The organism is Zavarzinia compransoris, assembly GCF_003173055.1.
GTDB lineage: Bacteria > Pseudomonadota > Alphaproteobacteria > Zavarziniales > Zavarziniaceae > Zavarzinia > Zavarzinia compransoris.
The window spans coordinates 378,235-393,513 of record NZ_QGLF01000002.1 but is presented as its reverse complement, the minus strand read 5'-3'; the positions used below and the strand labels follow the sequence as shown (position 1 = coordinate 393,513).

Genomic DNA, 15,279 nt, shown 5'->3' with positions numbered 1-15,279 from the left:
AAGAGAAAGGCGGGGAAAAGCGTGAATGCCATGGTGCTGCCAACTCCCGTTACAGTTCAGACCGCGTTCGACCTGACCCTGGGAAATTGGCGAGACCTTAGTGACGCCAATTCCTGGTCACCGAGGCCTCCCGGGCTTTTATCCCGCCGTGCAACCGATCGGATGTCTCCCCGACCGGTTGGTCGCTCTCGGACCAGCACCGGAAAATCCGGCCGGAACCCTAGCCACCAAACTCTGTATACAATTACAGCAAAGGCCGCGAAAAAGCACAAGTCCCTATTCTTCGCAGCGCACCATTTTCGAGACGAGGCGCCCCATGTTCGATTATCCCGCCCTTCAGGCGCTGGCCGCCGTGGTGCGGCTCGGCTCGTTCGAACGGGCGGCCCAGGCACTGAACGTCACGCCGTCCGCCGTATCGCAGCGGGTGAAACAGTTGGAGGAACGCTGGGGCGCGGTGCTCGTCGTCCGCGGCCAGCCGTGTGCGGCGACGGCGGCGGGCCGGCACCTGTGCCGCCATGTCGAGCAGGTCGGCCTGCTGGAGGCGGGCCTCGCCCGGCATCTGCCGGGGGCGGGGGCGCCGGCGCCCCTCACCCTGCCGGTGGCGGTGAATGCCGACAGTCTGGGCACCTGGTTCATCGCGGCGGCCGCCCGCTTTGCGGCGGACAGCGGCCATCTTCTCGACCTGACCGTCGACGACCAGGACCATACGGCGGAACGGCTGCGCCGGGGCGAGGTGCTGGCCGCCGTCACCGGCCACGGCCGGGCGGTGCAGGGCTGCCGGGTGACGGCCCTCGGCCGCCTGCGCTACCGGATCACCGCCAGCCCCGCGTTCATGGCCCGGCACTTCCCCGCTGGTGTGACGGCCGCGGCCATGGCCCGCGCCCCCGCCCTCACCTTCGACCGCAAGGATCAGTTGCAGCGGCACTGGCTGGCGCTTCAGTTCGGCCTGGACCAGGCCGGGCCCACCCATTGGCTGCCCTCGACGCAAGGCTTCGTCGATGCCTGCGTCGCCGGCATGGGCTGGGCCCTGAACCCCGAAGCCCTGGTCGAGGACCATCTCCGCGCCGGCCGCCTGGTCGATCTCGTGCCCGGCGCCCATCTCGACGTCCCCCTGTTCTGGCAGGTCGGACATCTGGCCGCCAAGTCCCTGGCGGGCCTGACCAGGGCGGTGACGCTGGCCGCCCGCGCCCGTCTGGTCAGGGATTAGGCGCGGGGCGCTTAGACCGTCATTCTCCCGCGTCGCTCTTGGGGGTTTTGCCCTTGGGCTTCGCCTGGACTTGGCGCAAGCGCAGGTGACCGCCCGCGCCCGCCTTGTCGACTTCGAAGGCCGGCAGGCTGCGGACCAGATCGCTGAGCTTGCTGAAGCCGAAATTGCGCGGCACGAAATCGGGCGCCAGATTGCTCAGACGGCTGCCCAATTCGCCAAGCCCGACCCATCCGGTCTCGCCCTCGTCCTGGGACAGGGCTTTCTTCAACAGGGCCTCGGCCTGTTTCACCGGGCGGGCGCTGGCGGTCTTGGTCTTGCTTTCGGCCGGTGCCAGCGTTTCGGTGTAAAAGAACTTGTGGCACGCCTGACGGAAACTCTCGGGCGTCTTGTTCTCGCCGAAACCATAGACGTGGACGCCCTCCTCCCGGATGCGGGCGGCGAGACGGGTGAAGTCGCTGTCGGACGAAACCAGGCAAAAGCCGTCGAACCGCCCGCGATGCAGCAGATCCATGGCATCGATCACCAGGGTGATGTCCGAAGCGTTCTTGCCCGAGGTATAGGCGAATTGCTGCTGGGGCACGATGGCATAGCGGGCCAGCACCTCCGCCCAGCCCTTGGACCGGGCGGCGGAAAAGTCGCCGTAGATGCGGCGGACACTCGCCTCGCCCAGTTTGGCGATCTCCTCGAACAGGCCTTCGGCGATCTTGGCCGAGGCATTCTCGGCGTCGATCAATACCGCCAGACGCGGCAGCCTTGCTTCTTGTGTCATTGCCCCCTCCCCCTTTGCTTTCTTGCTCATCCGGCCCGGCGGGCGATTGCTCCACACCAGCGTAACGCCGCCCGCGCGGATTTGCTCGGCGATCGATGCCTCAGCCGCCCTTGCCCGGGCGATGGCCGTTCTCCACCAGCCAGTCCGCAACCCCCGGGCGGACCGCGTCGAGCACCGCGCGCCCCAGCGCCTCGCCCACCGCCGTGTGCTTGCCGGCATAGGCCAGGGGCGCGGCACCGCGGGCCGCGGCCAGCACGATGCAGTCGGTGCCGGTGCCGGTCACCGGCGGGCGGGCGGGATCGGGGCGATAGCCGCCTTCGAGAACGGCCAGGGTCCGCGCTTCCGCGGCCAGGGACAGGGCTTCGAGCAGGGCCGCGTCGGTCAGCGCGGCATCGACATGGACGAGGATGTTCACCGTGCCGAGCGGCGGGCCCGGGCGGCCGGGCCGGCGCGAGCCCACCGCCTCGCCGTTGCCGAGGCCGACAGTGGCGACGCAGGCCGCCGTCACCCCTTCGATCGTGGCCCGGGCGATGAAATGGCGGCGGATATCGCGCGAGGTCATCATGGCCACCGCATCCAGGCCGCCGATGGCGGCCAGCCCGTCGCGCAGCAGGGCCAGGGGATCGACCTCGGGGCCGAGGTCGGCATTGCGCACCTCGCGCCAGATCACCTTGTCCGCGGCCTGGAAGCCGGGCCGGTGCGGCGCGAAGCTCAGGAGACGGCACAGCCCCGGCAGACGGACCGTCAGCCAGGGCTGGGCGCAGGAGACCTGAAGTGTGGCGGTCAGCGCGTCGGCACCGGAGTCTCGCCCCGGTAGTCGTAGAAGCCGCGCCGGGTCTTGCGGCCCAGCCAGCCGGCCTCGACATATTTGACCAGCAGGGGGCAGGGGCGGTACTTGGAATCCGCCAACCCCTCGTGCAGCACCTGCATGATGGCAAGGCAGGTGTCGAGACCGATGAAATCGGCCAGTTGCAGCGGGCCCATCGGGTGATTGGCGCCGAGGCGCATGGCGGTATCGATCGCCTCGACCGAACCGACGCCTTCGTAAAGCGTATAGACCGCCTCGTTGATCATCGGCAGCAGGATGCGGTTGACGATGAAGGCGGGGAAATCCTCGGCCGCGGTCGGCGTCTTGCCGATGACCAGCGCGAATTCGCGGATGACCTGATAGGTGCTTTCCTCGGTGGCGATGCCCCGGATCAGTTCCACCAGCTTCATCACCGGCACCGGGTTCATGAAGTGAACGCCCATGAAGCGTTCCGGCCGGTCGGTGATGGAGGCCAGCCGCGTGATCGAGATCGACGAGGTATTGCTGGCGATGATCGCGCTGTCCTTCAACTTGGGACAGAGGTCGGTGAAGATCTTCTTCTTCACCGTTTCGACCTCGGACGCCGCCTCGATCGCGAGATCGACATCGCCGAACGTATCGATCGAATCGACGGCCTGGATCCGCTTCAGGGCGGCATCGCGGTCCGCCTCGGCGACCAGGCCCTTGGACACCTGGCGGGCCAGATTGCCCTGGATCGTCTCGAGCGCGGCCTTGGCCCGCTCGAGACTGACATCCATCATCAACACATCGTAACCCGCGAGCGCGCAGACATGGGCGATGCCGTTGCCCATCTGGCCGGCACCGATGACACCGATCGTCTTGAGCGCCATGTATTCACCCCGTCCGTTGCTCGCGTTGCGATAAGCCTAACAAATACGACGCGTTACTTCGACAGTTCCGCTTCCAGTTCCGGCAGCGCCTTGAACAGGTCGGCGACCAGGCCGTAGTCGGCGACCTGGAAGATCGGCGCCTCTTCGTCCTTGTTGATGGCGACGATGACCTTGCTGTCCTTCATGCCGGCGAGGTGCTGGATGGCACCGGAAATGCCGACCGCGACATAAAGCTCGGGCGCCACGATCTTGCCGGTCTGGCCGACCTGATAGTCGTTCGGCACGAAGCCGGCATCGACCGCCGCGCGCGAAGCGCCGACGGCGGCGCCCAGCTTGTCGGCGATCTTGTCGAGCAGGTGGAAATTGTCGCCCGACTGCATGCCGCGGCCGCCCGAGATGACGATGCGGGCCGAGGTCAGTTCCGGACGCTCCGACTTCGACAGTTCGGCGCCGACGAAGGCCGACAGGCCCTTGTCGCCGGCGGCGGCGACCGCCTCGACCGGGGCCGCGCCCTCGGTGCCGACCGCCGGGAAGGCGGTGGTGCGGACGGTGATGACCTTCTTCGCATCCGACGACTGCACGGTCGCCAGCGCGTTGCCGGCATAGATCGGACGGACGAAAGTATCGCCCGAGACGACCTTCACGATGTCCGAGATCTGCGCGACGTCGAGCAGGGCGGCGACGCGCGGCAGCACGTTCTTGCCCGAGGTGGTCGAGGGGGCGACGATATAGTCGTAGGCGCCGGCCAGCGAGACGATGAGGTCGGCCAGCGGTTCCGCCAGGCGGTTGGCATAGGCCGCATCGTCGGCGGTCAGCACCTTGGCGACGCCGTCGACCTTGGCGGCTTCGGCCGCGGTGGCGCCGACGCCGGCCCCGGCGACCAGCAGGTGGATGTCGCCGCCGATCGCCTTGGCGGCGGCGACGGCGTTCAGGGTCGCGGCCTTCAGGCCCGAGGCGTCATTTTCGGCCAGGACGAGAATCGCCATCTCAGATCACTCCCGCTTCGGTCTTCAGCTTGGCAACGAGGGTCGCGACGTCCGGCACCTTGATGCCGGCGCTGCGCTTCGCAGGCTCTTCGACCTTCAGGGTCTTCAGGCGCGGCGCGACATCGACGCCGTAGTCCGCCGGGGCCTTTTCGGCCAGCGGCTTCTTCTTCGCCTTCATGATGTTGGGCAGCGAAGCATAGCGCGGCTCGTTCAGACGCAGGTCCGAGGTCACGATCGCCGGCAGCGTCAGGCTGACGGTCTCGAGACCGCCGTCCACTTCGCGGGTGACGGCCGCCTTGTCGCCGTCGACGGCGATCTTGGAGGCGAAGGTCGCCTGGCCCCAGCCGAGCAGCGCGGCCAGCATCTGGCCGGTCTGATTGCTGTCGTCGTCGATCGCCTGCTTGCCGACGATGACGAGGCCCGGCGCTTCCTCGGCGACCACGGCCTTCAGCAGCTTGGCGACGGCGAGGGGCTGAACCTCCTCGTCGGTCTTGATCAGGATGCCGCGGTCGGCGCCCATGGCCAGGGCGGTGCGGATGGTTTCGGCGGCACCGGCCGGGCCGATGGAGACCACCACCACTTCCGTCGCCTTGCCCGCTTCCTTCAGGCGGATGGCTTCCTCGACCGAGATCTCGTCGAAGGGATTCATGGACATTTTGACGTTCGCGAGGTCAACGCCGGAATTGTCCGCCTTCACGCGGATCTTCACGTTGTAGTCGACCACCCGCTTCACGGGCACCAGGACCTTCATGGGAAATTAGCTCCGCCCTGTTTCTTGGGAACTGTTTGGTAACCAGGGCCGCCTGGCCCGAGGGACAAGAACGACCGTCCGGCCCGCAACCGACCGCCCGATCCAATCTTGCCGCGCTGCACCATAGAAACAGGAGACGGTCCTGTCAACGAACCGCAACCTGCCGGTCGGTGCCGGCTGTCATCCCTCGGGGCCCGGTGGCCCCCGCTGCGCGCATAGTGGCAGGGAATTCACGCTTGGCAAGCCGCTCGGGCGGGATCGGCCCTTGCATTCGGAATCAGCGATTGGCGCCCGGGACCCACAGCACGTCGGCGGCGCCATTGTCGTTCAGGTGGCGGGCGAGGACGAAGAGATGGTCCGACAGCCGGTTGACGTACCGTAACGCCGCCATGTTGATCGCCTCGACGGCGGCGAGCGCGCTCACCGCCCGTTCCGCCCGCCGCGCCACGGTGCGCGCCTGATGGGCGAAGGCCGCGGCCCGGCTGCCGCCCGGCAGGATGAACGAGCGCAGCGGCGGAATCCCGGCATTCAGGCCGTCGATCTCGCCTTCGAGCCGGGTCACCTGGGCTTCGACGATGCGCAGCGCGCCTTCGATGCCCTCGGGCGTCGCCAGATCGGCGCCGAGGTCGAACAGGTCGTTCTGGATGCGGCCGAGCATGGCGTCGACCTCGGGCCGGTCGGCAACCTCGAGGCGGATCAGGCCGATGGCGGCATTCAATTCGTCCACTTCGCCATAGGCGGCGACGCGATCCGCATGCTTCGGCACCCGGCTGCCGTCGACCAGCGAGGTCAGGCCCTTGTCGCCGCCCCTTGTATAGATCTTGTCGAGCTTGACCATGTCACTTGCCTGCGAGGTAAAGGGTGAGCAGCAGCAGGACGAGGGCGATGCCCTGCACGAAGACGCGCAATTGCATCAGCTTGTTCGAGAAGCGCCGGTCCGCCCCCCCGCGCAACAGGGTCAGCACCCCGAGCACCAGGATGACGATCAGGGCCACGAAGGCCAGCGGAACGAGAAAGGACAGAAGTGCCGACATGATGCCGTCCATATAGCGCGACGGGCGGGCGGGGGAAATGGGTCAAGCGTCGCGGTCCGATCGCCGCAGGTATCGAAACCGGGCGACGAACGCCTGCTGGAGGCCACGCATGAAACCGGCCGGGAGGAGCCCGTAGACGCAGCTTCCGGGACGGCCGGGCACCGGCCGAAGATCGTATCCGGGCCAGGTAAAGACGTTCAAATCGTCGAGAATGGCCCAGGAACGCTCGCCATCGAGACCGAGACGCTCCTTCGTACGCGGCCAGACCTCGACCGCCCCCGCGGGGTCGGACGGCGGCAGGTGCGTGATCGGAGCAACTGTGACGATTTGTCGTCCCTGCCCGTCATCGGCAATGGCGAGGACGATGACGCAAGGTCGGTCCTTCACCCCTTCCCGCTGACCGGCGACGTAATCTTGGCGCCATACATAGGCATAGGAAATGACCAAGCCGACCTTGGGTGTCGGGATTTCCATGGCTTACCGGATCCGCGTCAGCGCTCCGGCGCTTCATCGTCGAAAGCCGCGCAGGCGGGATCGAGAGGAGCAGCGGCAATCGCAGCGACCAGGGCATCGGGCAATTCCCTCAGGGAGAAAGCCTCGCGCTCTCGGCGCAGCAACTGTCGATAGTGCTCATACTCTGCCGGCGACAGGAGGTAGATTTCAGGCCGGCCGTGACTGGTGACCGCCACCGGCTCACGCTTTGCCGCATCCTTGTAGCGCCCGGGGCGCCGGACGAATTCCGTGGCAGGGACTTCAATCGTCATCTTCGCACCTCACCGGGTGAAATTACGAAATCTTCGAAATTTTCGCAATCATGCCGCTCCCCTTCCCGCCAATTCCTCGATCGCCGCTTCCAGCCGGGCAAGGTCGGCCGGGCCGGACAGGCGGTGGTCGGCGCCCTTGACCAGGGTCAGGGTGGCGTCGGCCGATTCGGCGGCGGCGAGCAGCTCGGCCGAGAGTTGCCAGGGGACGTCCGTATCGGCATCGCCGTGGATCAGGCGGAAGGGGCAACGGATGGCGACCGGCCGGCCCAGGATCAGGTGGTTGCGCCCCTCCTCGATCAGGCTGCGGGTGATTTCATAGCCTTCGGGGTCGTAGTCCGAGGGATCGACGATGAAGCCGTCCCGTTCCAGGGCCGCGCGCTGGGCCGGGGTCATGCGCGCCTCGATCAGGCGGTCGGTGAAATCCGGGGCGGCGGCCAGCGTGATCAGGCCGGCGACCCGGCCGGGCCGGGCCAGGGTGGCCAGGGCGGCGATCCAGCCGCCCATGGACGAGCCGACGACGATCAGGGGCCCCGCGGTCACAAGATCGATGACGGCCAGCGCGTCGTCCAGCCAGCGGCCGATGGTGCCTTCGGTGAAACGGCCGCTGCTGGCGCCGTGGCCCTCGTAGTCGAAACGGGTGAAGGCCCGGCCGGTCGCCCCGCACCAGGCGTCCAATGCCGTCGCCTTGGTGCCGGTCATGTCCGATTTGAAGCCACCGAGGAACAGGACACCCGGTGATTTCCCGGCGCTGGTGTGATAGGCGATCGATTGGCCGTCGTGCAGCACCAGTCGTTGCGGCGCGGCGGCGGCGGAAGGGGCGTCGGCAGTCTTCATGATCGATACATATACCGGCATCGAAACCGATGCCACCGCGTCGGGCCCGGTTGCGGGGCGCGCGCCGCGGGTGCTGCAGGTCCTGCCGTCGCTGGCCGCGGGCGGCGTCGAGCGCACGGCCGTCGACGTGGCGGCCGGGCTCGTCGCGCAAGGGGTCGAGACTTTCGTCGCCTCGGAAGGGGGGCGGCTGGTCCACGACCTGGAAAAGATCGGTGCCAAGCACCTGACCTTGCCGCTGGCGACCAAGAATCCCTTCCGCATCCGCCGCAACATCGAGCGCCTGCGCGAGGCGATCCGCGCCCACGGCATCGAACTGGTCCATGCCCGCTCGCGGGCGCCGGCCTGGAGCGCGCGGGCCGCGGCAAGGGCCGAGGGCCTGCCCTTCGTCACCACCTATGCCGGCACCTACAACGAGGATTTCCCGCTCAAGCGCCGCTACAACGGCATCATGGCGGCGGGCGATGCGGTGATCGCCAATTCCCACTTCATCGCCGACCATGTGCTCGCCCGCTATCCCGAGGCGGCGGGCCGGCTGGTCACCATCCCGCGCGGCATCGACATCGACCTGTTCGATCCCGCCCGGGTCAGCCAGGAACGGGTGATCGCCGTCGCCAAGGCCTGGCGCATGCCGGACGGCGTGCCGGTGATCCTGATGCCCGGCCGCCTGACCCGCTGGAAGGGCCAGGGCTTCCTGGTCGATGCCCTGGCCGCCCTGGGGCGCAGGGACATCGCCTGCTTCATCGTCGGCGACGACCAGGGCCGGAAGAAATACCTGACCGAGCTCGAGGACAAGATCCGCCACCACGACCTGGGCGGGGTGGTGCGCATCGTCGGCCACTGCCGCGACATGGCGGCGGCCTATATGCTGGCGGACGTGGTGGCCGCGCCCTCGCTGGACCCCGAAGCCTTCGGCCGCGTCCCGGTCGAGGCCCAGGCCATGGGCCGGCCGGTGGTCGCGACCGACCACGGCGGTTTCCGCGAGACCGTGATCCCGGGCGAAACCGCCCTGCTGGTGCCGCCCGGCGATGTCCAGGGCCTGGCCCAGGCGATCAAGGCCGCGCTCGATCTCGATACGGCGGCGCGCCAGTCCCTCGCCCCCTATGCCCGCGCCCATGTCGCGGCGACCTGGACCGTCGACCACATGGTCGCCAGCACGATCGAGATCTACTGCCAGCTGATGGCGCGGCGGCGCCCGCCGCCGGCCTGAGAGACTCAGCGCCCCTGGAAGACCGCCTTCCGCTTTTCGGCGAAGGCCTTCAGGCCTTCCTGGTGATCCTCGGATGCCCAGCAGGCGGCGATCCGCGCCGCCGCCGCACCCGCGTCCAGGTCGCCGCGGGCGATGCCGTTCAGCGTCTTCTTCATGCCCTGCACCGCCAGCGGCGCAAGGCCGAGGATACGGTCGGCCAGGGCATCGACGGCGCCGGCCAGTTCCTCGCGCGGGACGATGCGGTCGAGAAAGCCGATCTCGACCAGCTGCGGCCCGGCGAATTCCTCGACCGAAAGGACGAGGCGCTTGGCGACATTCAGGCCCAGGCGCTCGATCAGCCGGGTCAGGCCGAGCACGGGGTAATGGATGCCGAGGCGGGCCGGCGGCACGAACATCTTCATGCCCTCGACGCCGATACGGAAATCCGCCACCAGGGCGATCTCGACCGCGCCGCCGAAAATCCCGCCGTTCAGGGCGGCGACCACCGGGATCGGCAAGGCTTCCAGCGCGTTGACCAGGGCTTCCAGCGCGCCCTCCCGCTGGGTGCCGCCGGCCAGATCGTTGATCGAGACGCCGGAGCAGAAGCTCTTGGCCGTGCCGCCCGAGAGGACCAGCAGCCGGATCGACGGCTCGGCGGCGATCGTCGCCAGATGAGCGGCGAATTGCTCGAGATCGGCCTTTTCCAGCGCATTATGGCGCTCGGGCCGGTTGAGCGTGATGGTGGCGCGGGCGCCTTCGACGTGGAGGAGGACGGTATCGGTCATGGCCCGCACCCTACAAGAGCCGCTGCGCCGCAGCAACCGGGCCAAAGCCCGACAAGCACCCCTTGCGCAACCCGCCGGTCTTGGCTATAGGAAGCGCCTTCACTCCCCTTCGGCATGCCGACGTAGCTCAGGGGTAGAGCAACTGATTCGTAATCAGTAGGTCCGCGGTTCAATTCCGCGCGTCGGCACCATTGCTAAGATATTGAAATTATTGATGTTTTTCCAAATTTTCGACGCCTTGATGGCGTGAACAAGTAAAGAACGTTAGACTTTTCCCGTCACCATCCCTTTAGACTTGTTTCCGGGTTATTCCTGGCTTCGGGGCAGAAGCTCAGACAGCCGTCCTGCTATTTCTGTGTTCTGTCTCGACCGGGCCGGATAAGCATCCAAGGGAACACGATCTCCATTGGCATTCTGCCGCTGAACCGGTAGCCCTTGTTCTTGATGTGCCAAGCATTACCGCCATTGGCTCCCATTCCAGGCAAGGTGCGCATCTTCTTCTGGTTTTCCAACTTGCCGTCAACAGCCCAGATCAAGAGATGTTCGATATCTTCAAGAGCGCGTGAAATTCGATCAATCCGATTTTTCCCGGTAACAAAATCAATTACAGCATAGCTAAAACCGACCTCCCCACGTTTTTTTACAATTGATCTAGCGACTTCATGATTTCCGAATCGGGTCAATGGAGATTTAGTTAGACCAATATACTCAATTTGATCTCTTGTTCTAGAGTTTCCGTGATTACGAATTAGCGCATAGAGAAAGGGCTCATCAGTTTTGAAATCAGGAACCCGCATGTCTTTCGTCCACGGAGACGGTTTCGTCCAAACCAACTCGACAGACTTGAAAGTGGAATTTCCTGCTGTGTTCTGAATGTCCGAAATATTCTCGGCCCACTCAACTGGTCTGAGATGCTTAATGGTCATTTCTTCCATTCTCGTGAAAATTCTTCTATTTTCCGCATAGGTTGTTTATGGCTTTTGCTACAATCCGTGTCAATCAGGATCGATGCCCTCCCTCTTTGCTGGGTGCTCCCAAACAAAAAAATTCCGAAGTAGATATGGGCCTGGTTTTCCGCGACAGCGGTGATAGCGACATTGGAAAATCGAAAGGCTTAACGACTGGGGGAGGGGCATCGACAAACCCACGGCAATCAAAGGCGGATCGAGGAAAATCATCATATTTTGACCTTCCCGCAAAATTCTGCCTTCCAACCATCCCTAATCTTTCTTTGGAATCACCAGGATCGATCCAACTGGATGAGGACCCTCTCTTGGATTTATGTCGGTCAGGCCAATACCTCGGCTTGGCTCAAAAGGTCCGTCTATGGCCATCTGCCGGCAACGCCTTGATGATGCGCTGTGAGCAAGAAACACGCCCCGAGGAATGAAGGACCAATGTGCGGACGCTATACGATCCGGCAGGACTGGCGCCGGCTGCATGATCTCTATCGCCTGACCACCGATGCGGACGTAGCGCCGGCCGGGCTGGCGCCGAGCTTCAATGCGGCGCCGGGGCAGGCGCTGCCCATCGTCGGCGAGCGGGGGGCGCGGCGGTCGCTGATCCTCAGCCGCTGGGGCATGATCCCGCCCTGGGCGACCGGGCCTAGCGACGGCAGACTGACAACGATCAATGCCCGGGCCGAGACGCTCGAAACCTCGAAACTCTATGGGCCGTGCTGGCACGGGCGGCGCTGCCTGGTGCCGGCGGACGGCTGGTACGAATGGCGCCAGATCGGCAAGGGCAAGCAGCCCCATTTCATCGCCCGGGCCGATGGTGCGCCCTTCGCCTTCGCCGGCCTGTGGTCGCTGTGGCGGGGGGCGGACGGGGCGCCCGTGGTCTCGCATACGATCGTGACCACCGTCGCCACCCCTGCCCTGGCCGGGCTTCACGAGCGCATGCCCGTCGTCCTCGACCCCGGCGACTACGACGACTGGCTGCACGCCGCCGTGCCGCCCCGCCCCCTGCTGCGCGCCCACGACGGCCCGTGGCGCGAATGGCCGGTCTCACCCCGGGTCGGCAAGGTCGCCGAGAACGACGCCGGGCTGGTCGAGGAGACCGCCGCCGCCGTCCTGTTCTGAACGCCGCGGCCGACGGCCCTTGCGCGGAGGCTTGAGAAGGGCGGCGCGCCATGGCACCCATGGGAAAGAAACTCAAGGGGAAGCGCCGATGGCCGAGGTCCTGGACGGGCAGTATGACTATATCGTGGTCGGCGCCGGCACCGCCGGCTGCATCCTGGCCCATCGCCTGTCGGAAGACCCGCGCAACCGGGTGCTGCTGCTTGAGGCCGGCGGGCGGGACAATTGGATCTGGTTCCATATCCCTGTCGGCTATCTCTTCGCGATCGGCAATCCGCGCGCCGACTGGATGTTCCGCACCGAGGCGGAGGCCGGCCTCAACGGCCGCTCCCTGATCTATCCGCGCGGCAAGGTGATCGGCGGCAGTTCCGCCATCAATGCGATGATCTCGATGCGCGGCCAGGCCGCCGATTACGACCATTGGCGCCAATCGGGCCTGGCCGGCTGGGCCTATGACGATGTGCTGCCCCATTTCATCCGGCTGGAGGATCATTTCCTCGGCGCCAGCGCAGTCCATGGCGCCGGCGGCGGCTGGCGCATCGAGGCCCCGCGCGTGCGCTGGGACGTGCTCGATGCCGTGCGCGCCGCCGCGATCGAAATGGGCGTGCCGCCGATCGCGGATTTCAACACCGGCGACAACGAGGGCGTCTCCTACTTCCATGTCAACCAGAAGAACGGCCGGCGCTGGTCCGCCGCCCGGGGTTTCCTGAAGCCGGCCCTGAAGCGCCCGAACCTTCGCCTCGAAACCCATGTCCAGGTCGAACGCCTGCTGGTCGAGAACGGCCGCGCCGCGGGCGTCCGCTTCCGCCGCGACGGGCGGGTGACGGAAGCGCGGACCGCGGGCACGGTGGTGCTGGCGGCCGGCGCCATCGGCACGCCGCAGATCCTGCTGCTGTCGGGCATCGGGCCGGCGGCGGCGCTGGCGCCCCACGGCATTCCGAGCATCCTCGACCGGGCCGGCGTCGGCGCCAACCTGCAGGACCACCTGCAACAGCGCGCGATCTACAAGGTCGGCGGCGTGCGCACCCTGAACGAGACCTATTATTCCCTGCCCCGGCGCGCCCTGATGGGCCTCGACTATCTGTTCCGCCGGCGCGGGCCCCTGACCATGGCGCCCAGCCAGATGGGCCTGTTCACCCGCTCCGATCCCGGGCGGGAGCGGGCGAACATCCAGTTCCATGTCCAGCCCCTGTCGCTGGACAAGTTCGGCGATCCCCTGCATCGCTTCCCGGCGATCACGGTCAGCGCCTGCAACCTGCGCCCGACCTCGCGCGGGACCGTCACCCTGCGCAGCGCCGATCCCGGCGCAGCACCTGTGATCGCGCCCAACTACCTGTCGACCGCGGACGACCGGCGCGTCGCCGCCGACGCCATCCGCGTCACCCGCCGGTTGATGGCGCAGAACAGCCTTGCCCCCTACCGGCCCGAGGAATATTTGCCCGGCCCCGCGGTCGGGAACGACGATGCCGCCCTGGCCCGGGCGGCAGGCGACATCGGCACCACCATCTTCCACCCGGTGGGCACCGCGAAGATGGGCCGGCCCGACGACCCGACCGCCGTCGTCGATGAGCGCCTGCGCGTCATCGGCCTCGGGAATTTGCGCATCGTCGATGCCTCGGTCATGCCCACCATCACCTCGGGCAATACCAATACGCCGACCGCCATGATCGCCGACAAGGGCGCCGCCATGATCCTGGCGGATGCCTGACCGAGGGCACGGTGCTGCCGGTCCGGGGCCTCGGCGGGTGACTGGACGAAGCCCCCCGGCCGCGCGATAGATAGGGGCGAGAGCGAGGGCCCCATGGACATCATCGACGCGGCCGAGGCGCATCTGCCCGGCATCCTGGCCATCTACAACGATGCGGTCGCCCGGACCACGGCGATCTGGAACGAGACGCCGGTCGACCTCGACAACCGCAGGGCCTGGTGGACGGCCCGCACCGCCCAGGGTTACCCGGTGCTGGTGGCGGTCGCCGGCGGCGAGGTTCTCGGCTATGCCAGCTTCGGCGACTGGCGCGCCTTCGACGGTTACAGGCACACGGTCGAACATTCGGTCTATGTCGCCGCCGGGGCGCGCGGGCGCGGCGTCGGCCTCGCCCTGCTCGAAGCCCTGATCCCGCGGGCGCGGGCGCTCGGCAAGCATGTCCTGGTCGCCGGCATCGAGGCCGGCAATACAGCCTCGATCCGCCTGCACGAAAAGCTCGGCTTCACCCGCGTCGGCCTGATGCCCGAGGTCGGGATCAAGTTCGGCCGCTGGCTCGACCTCGCCTTCCTGCAACTCATCCTGTAACCGGGGCGATCCGCGCCGCCAGGAAGTCGAGGAAGGCGCGGATGCGGCTGGCCAGATGGCGGTGGCCGGCGAAGACGGCGTTGATCGCCTCGATATCGTCCGCCGCCTGATGGCCGGCCAGCAGGCGCACCAGCCGGCCGGCGGCGAAATCCGCCGCCACATGGAAATGGCCCACCCGGATGATGCCGACCCCGTCGAGGGCGAGGCGGCGCGCAGTCTCGCCGTTGTTCACCCGGCAGTTGCCGCCGACCCGGACCGTCTCGCCGTCCCGGAACGGCCAGTCCGCCAGTTCGCTATTGAAGGTGAAGCCGATGCAATTGTGCCGCGCCAGATCCCTTGGCCGCAGCGGCACCCCGTGATGCGCAAGATAGCCGGGCGAGGCGGCGATGACCTTTGGGGTTTCATGGATCTTGCGTGCCTTCAGCCCGGAATCGCGCAAGGGGCCGGTGCGGATGGCGACATCGGTCCGCTCGCCGACGACATCGGTCATGCTGTCGGTCAGGGTCAGGTCCAGTTGCACCTGGGGATAGAGGGCGAGGAAATCCGGCACCAGGGGCAGGACCATGCGGCTGCCGAAAGGCACGGTCGCATTGACCCGCAGCAGCCCGCGCGGCACCACGGCGCCACCGGCGGCAAGCAGGCGTTCCGTCTCGTCGATCTCGGCCAGGATGGCGGCGGCGCGCTGGTGATAAAGCTCCCCCTCAGGGGTCAGGCGCAGCGCCCGCGTGGTGCGGACCAGCAGCCGGGTCGCCAGCCGCGCCTCGGTCCGCGCCACCAGCTTGGAGACGGCGGAGGCGGTCAGGCCCAGCCGCCGGCCGGCCGCGGCGAAACTGCCCTGGGCCACCACTTCGGCGAAGACTTCCATTTCCCCGGCGCGATTGTTCATGGCCATATCCGTGAAATTAATTCACGGATGAATGTAAATTAGAACTCATT

The 15,279-nt window shown here is 66.9% G+C and carries 18 protein-coding genes, 1 tRNA gene and 1 riboswitch; of the genes, 6 read left to right on the top strand and 13 right to left on the bottom strand.

Features of this window, described 5'->3' with window-relative positions:
• Positions 1 to 125: 125 nt before the first annotated feature.
• Positions 126 to 235, bottom strand: a riboswitch (guanidine-I (ykkC/yxkD leader).
• A gap of 81 nt (positions 236 to 316) precedes the next feature.
• Entirely contained in the window at positions 317 to 1,207 is an 891-nt protein-coding gene (locus DKG75_RS07695) for a LysR family transcriptional regulator ArgP (protein WP_109920502.1), read from the top strand.
• Positions 1,208 to 1,226: 19 nt separating this feature from the next.
• Here DKG75_RS07695 and DKG75_RS07690 read toward each other — a convergent pair whose 3' ends face one another.
• The 10 genes from DKG75_RS07690 to DKG75_RS07645 all read right to left on the bottom strand — a co-directional run bounded on the left by DKG75_RS07690 (position 1,227) and on the right by DKG75_RS07645 (position 8,004).
• The gene (locus tag DKG75_RS07690) at positions 1,227 to 1,976 is read right to left on the bottom strand and encodes an NYN domain-containing protein (RefSeq protein WP_109920501.1); all 750 of its coding nucleotides are present in this window, start codon (positions 1,974 to 1,976) and stop codon (positions 1,227 to 1,229) included.
• Between the two features lie 100 nt (positions 1,977 to 2,076).
• Positions 2,077 to 2,703 (bottom strand): adenosylcobinamide amidohydrolase, encoded by a 627-nt coding sequence (locus DKG75_RS07685; protein WP_483409806.1) that lies wholly within the window; start codon positions 2,701 to 2,703, stop codon positions 2,077 to 2,079.
• A 56-nt stretch (positions 2,704 to 2,759) separates the two neighbouring features.
• Positions 2,760 to 3,635 carry a 3-hydroxybutyryl-CoA dehydrogenase gene (locus DKG75_RS07680; protein ID WP_109920499.1) on the bottom strand — a complete coding sequence of 292 codons (876 nt, stop codon included), beginning with the start codon at positions 3,633 to 3,635 and terminating at the stop codon, positions 2,760 to 2,762.
• Positions 3,636 to 3,688: 53 nt separating this feature from the next.
• Positions 3,689 to 4,621 carry an FAD-binding protein gene (locus DKG75_RS07675; RefSeq protein ID WP_109920498.1) on the bottom strand — a complete coding sequence of 311 codons (933 nt, stop codon included), beginning with the start codon at positions 4,619 to 4,621 and terminating at the stop codon, positions 3,689 to 3,691.
• A gap of 1 nt (position 4,622) precedes the next feature.
• Positions 4,623 to 5,372, bottom strand: coding sequence for an electron transfer flavoprotein subunit beta/FixA family protein (locus DKG75_RS07670; protein WP_109920497.1), 750 nt, complete (start codon positions 5,370 to 5,372; stop codon positions 4,623 to 4,625).
• A 277-nt stretch (positions 5,373 to 5,649) separates the two neighbouring features.
• Positions 5,650 to 6,210, bottom strand: coding sequence for a cob(I)yrinic acid a,c-diamide adenosyltransferase (locus tag DKG75_RS07665; protein WP_109920496.1), 561 nt, complete (start codon positions 6,208 to 6,210; stop codon positions 5,650 to 5,652).
• Between the two features lies 1 nt (position 6,211).
• Entirely contained in the window at positions 6,212 to 6,406 is a 195-nt protein-coding gene (locus DKG75_RS07660) for a twin transmembrane helix small protein (protein ID WP_109921061.1), read from the bottom strand.
• Between the two features lie 42 nt (positions 6,407 to 6,448).
• On the bottom strand, positions 6,449 to 6,880 hold the full coding sequence (locus DKG75_RS07655; protein WP_109920495.1) for a growth inhibitor PemK: 432 nt from the start codon (positions 6,878 to 6,880) through the stop codon (positions 6,449 to 6,451).
• A gap of 17 nt (positions 6,881 to 6,897) precedes the next feature.
• Complete coding sequence (locus DKG75_RS07650; protein ID WP_109920494.1) at positions 6,898 to 7,170, bottom strand: type II toxin-antitoxin system prevent-host-death family antitoxin; 273 nt, start codon at positions 7,168 to 7,170, stop codon at positions 6,898 to 6,900.
• A gap of 48 nt (positions 7,171 to 7,218) precedes the next feature.
• Complete coding sequence (locus DKG75_RS07645; RefSeq protein WP_109920493.1) at positions 7,219 to 8,004, bottom strand: alpha/beta fold hydrolase; 786 nt, start codon at positions 8,002 to 8,004, stop codon at positions 7,219 to 7,221.
• Between DKG75_RS07645 and DKG75_RS07640 the strand changes: the two genes are divergently transcribed.
• Entirely contained in the window at positions 8,003 to 9,211 is a 1,209-nt protein-coding gene (locus DKG75_RS07640) for a glycosyltransferase family 4 protein (protein WP_109920492.1), read from the top strand. The genes DKG75_RS07645 and DKG75_RS07640 overlap by 2 nt on opposite strands.
• A gap of 5 nt (positions 9,212 to 9,216) precedes the next feature.
• On the opposite strand, the gene DKG75_RS07635 is transcribed toward DKG75_RS07640, so the two are convergent.
• The gene (locus DKG75_RS07635; protein WP_109920491.1) at positions 9,217 to 9,975 is read right to left on the bottom strand and encodes an enoyl-CoA hydratase/isomerase family protein; all 759 of its coding nucleotides are present in this window, start codon (positions 9,973 to 9,975) and stop codon (positions 9,217 to 9,219) included.
• A gap of 116 nt (positions 9,976 to 10,091) precedes the next feature.
• Here DKG75_RS07635 and DKG75_RS07630 point away from each other — a divergent pair.
• Positions 10,092 to 10,166, top strand: a tRNA-Thr gene (locus DKG75_RS07630).
• A gap of 156 nt (positions 10,167 to 10,322) precedes the next feature.
• On the opposite strand, the gene DKG75_RS22705 is transcribed toward DKG75_RS07630, so the two are convergent.
• Entirely contained in the window at positions 10,323 to 10,910 is a 588-nt protein-coding gene (locus DKG75_RS22705; RefSeq protein ID WP_133636919.1) for a hypothetical protein, read from the bottom strand.
• Positions 10,911 to 11,372: 462 nt separating this feature from the next.
• Here DKG75_RS22705 and DKG75_RS07625 point away from each other — a divergent pair, with 462 nt between their 5' ends.
• The 3 genes from DKG75_RS07625 (at position 11,373) to DKG75_RS07615 (ending at position 14,343) form a co-directional block, all read left to right on the top strand.
• Positions 11,373 to 12,056 carry an SOS response-associated peptidase gene (locus DKG75_RS07625; protein ID WP_109920490.1) on the top strand — a complete coding sequence of 228 codons (684 nt, stop codon included), beginning with the start codon at positions 11,373 to 11,375 and terminating at the stop codon, positions 12,054 to 12,056.
• An 88-nt stretch (positions 12,057 to 12,144) separates the two neighbouring features.
• Positions 12,145 to 13,761, top strand: a complete 1,617-nt coding sequence (locus DKG75_RS07620) for a GMC family oxidoreductase (RefSeq protein WP_109920489.1) — start codon at positions 12,145 to 12,147, stop codon at positions 13,759 to 13,761.
• A 93-nt stretch (positions 13,762 to 13,854) separates the two neighbouring features.
• A complete protein-coding gene (locus DKG75_RS07615; protein WP_109920488.1) occupies positions 13,855 to 14,343 on the top strand; it encodes a GNAT family N-acetyltransferase in 489 nt (162 codons plus the stop codon).
• Here the strand turns inward: DKG75_RS07615 and DKG75_RS07610 are convergent.
• Positions 14,333 to 15,229, bottom strand: coding sequence for a LysR family transcriptional regulator (locus tag DKG75_RS07610; RefSeq protein ID WP_109921060.1), 897 nt, complete (start codon positions 15,227 to 15,229; stop codon positions 14,333 to 14,335). The genes DKG75_RS07615 and DKG75_RS07610 overlap by 11 nt on opposite strands.
• Positions 15,230 to 15,279: the final 50 nt, after the last annotated feature.

What these genes read in the sequence shown, in the direction of transcription:
- DKG75_RS07635 (WP_109920491.1), bottom strand. Translation starts at nt 9,975, where the DNA reads ATGACCGATACCGTCCTCCTCCACGTCGAAGGCGCCCGCGCCACCATC.
- DKG75_RS07675 (WP_109920498.1), bottom strand. Translation starts at nt 4,621, where the DNA reads ATGGCGATTCTCGTCCTGGCCGAAAATGACGCCTCGGGCCTGAAGGCC.
- DKG75_RS07660 (WP_109921061.1), bottom strand. Translation starts at nt 6,406, where the DNA reads ATGTCGGCACTTCTGTCCTTTCTCGTTCCGCTGGCCTTCGTGGCCCTG.
- DKG75_RS07680 (WP_109920499.1), bottom strand. Translation starts at nt 3,635, where the DNA reads ATGGCGCTCAAGACGATCGGTGTCATCGGTGCCGGCCAGATGGGCAAC.
- DKG75_RS07670 (WP_109920497.1), bottom strand. Translation starts at nt 5,372, where the DNA reads ATGAAGGTCCTGGTGCCCGTGAAGCGGGTGGTCGACTACAACGTGAAG.
- DKG75_RS07665 (WP_109920496.1), bottom strand. Translation starts at nt 6,210, where the DNA reads ATGGTCAAGCTCGACAAGATCTATACAAGGGGCGGCGACAAGGGCCTG.
- DKG75_RS22705 (WP_133636919.1), bottom strand. Translation starts at nt 10,910, where the DNA reads ATGGAAGAAATGACCATTAAGCATCTCAGACCAGTTGAGTGGGCCGAG.
- DKG75_RS07695 (WP_109920502.1), top strand. Translation starts at nt 317, where the DNA reads ATGTTCGATTATCCCGCCCTTCAGGCGCTGGCCGCCGTGGTGCGGCTC.
- DKG75_RS07615 (WP_109920488.1), top strand. Translation starts at nt 13,855, where the DNA reads ATGGACATCATCGACGCGGCCGAGGCGCATCTGCCCGGCATCCTGGCC.
- DKG75_RS07690 (WP_109920501.1), bottom strand. Translation starts at nt 1,976, where the DNA reads ATGACACAAGAAGCAAGGCTGCCGCGTCTGGCGGTATTGATCGACGCC.
- DKG75_RS07620 (WP_109920489.1), top strand. Translation starts at nt 12,145, where the DNA reads ATGGCCGAGGTCCTGGACGGGCAGTATGACTATATCGTGGTCGGCGCC.
- DKG75_RS07655 (WP_109920495.1), bottom strand. Translation starts at nt 6,880, where the DNA reads ATGGAAATCCCGACACCCAAGGTCGGCTTGGTCATTTCCTATGCCTAT.
- DKG75_RS07610 (WP_109921060.1), bottom strand. Translation starts at nt 15,229, where the DNA reads ATGAACAATCGCGCCGGGGAAATGGAAGTCTTCGCCGAAGTGGTGGCC.
- DKG75_RS07625 (WP_109920490.1), top strand. Translation starts at nt 11,373, where the DNA reads ATGTGCGGACGCTATACGATCCGGCAGGACTGGCGCCGGCTGCATGAT.
- DKG75_RS07640 (WP_109920492.1), top strand. Translation starts at nt 8,003, where the DNA reads ATGATCGATACATATACCGGCATCGAAACCGATGCCACCGCGTCGGGC.
- DKG75_RS07650 (WP_109920494.1), bottom strand. Translation starts at nt 7,170, where the DNA reads ATGACGATTGAAGTCCCTGCCACGGAATTCGTCCGGCGCCCCGGGCGC.
- DKG75_RS07645 (WP_109920493.1), bottom strand. Translation starts at nt 8,004, where the DNA reads ATGAAGACTGCCGACGCCCCTTCCGCCGCCGCCGCGCCGCAACGACTG.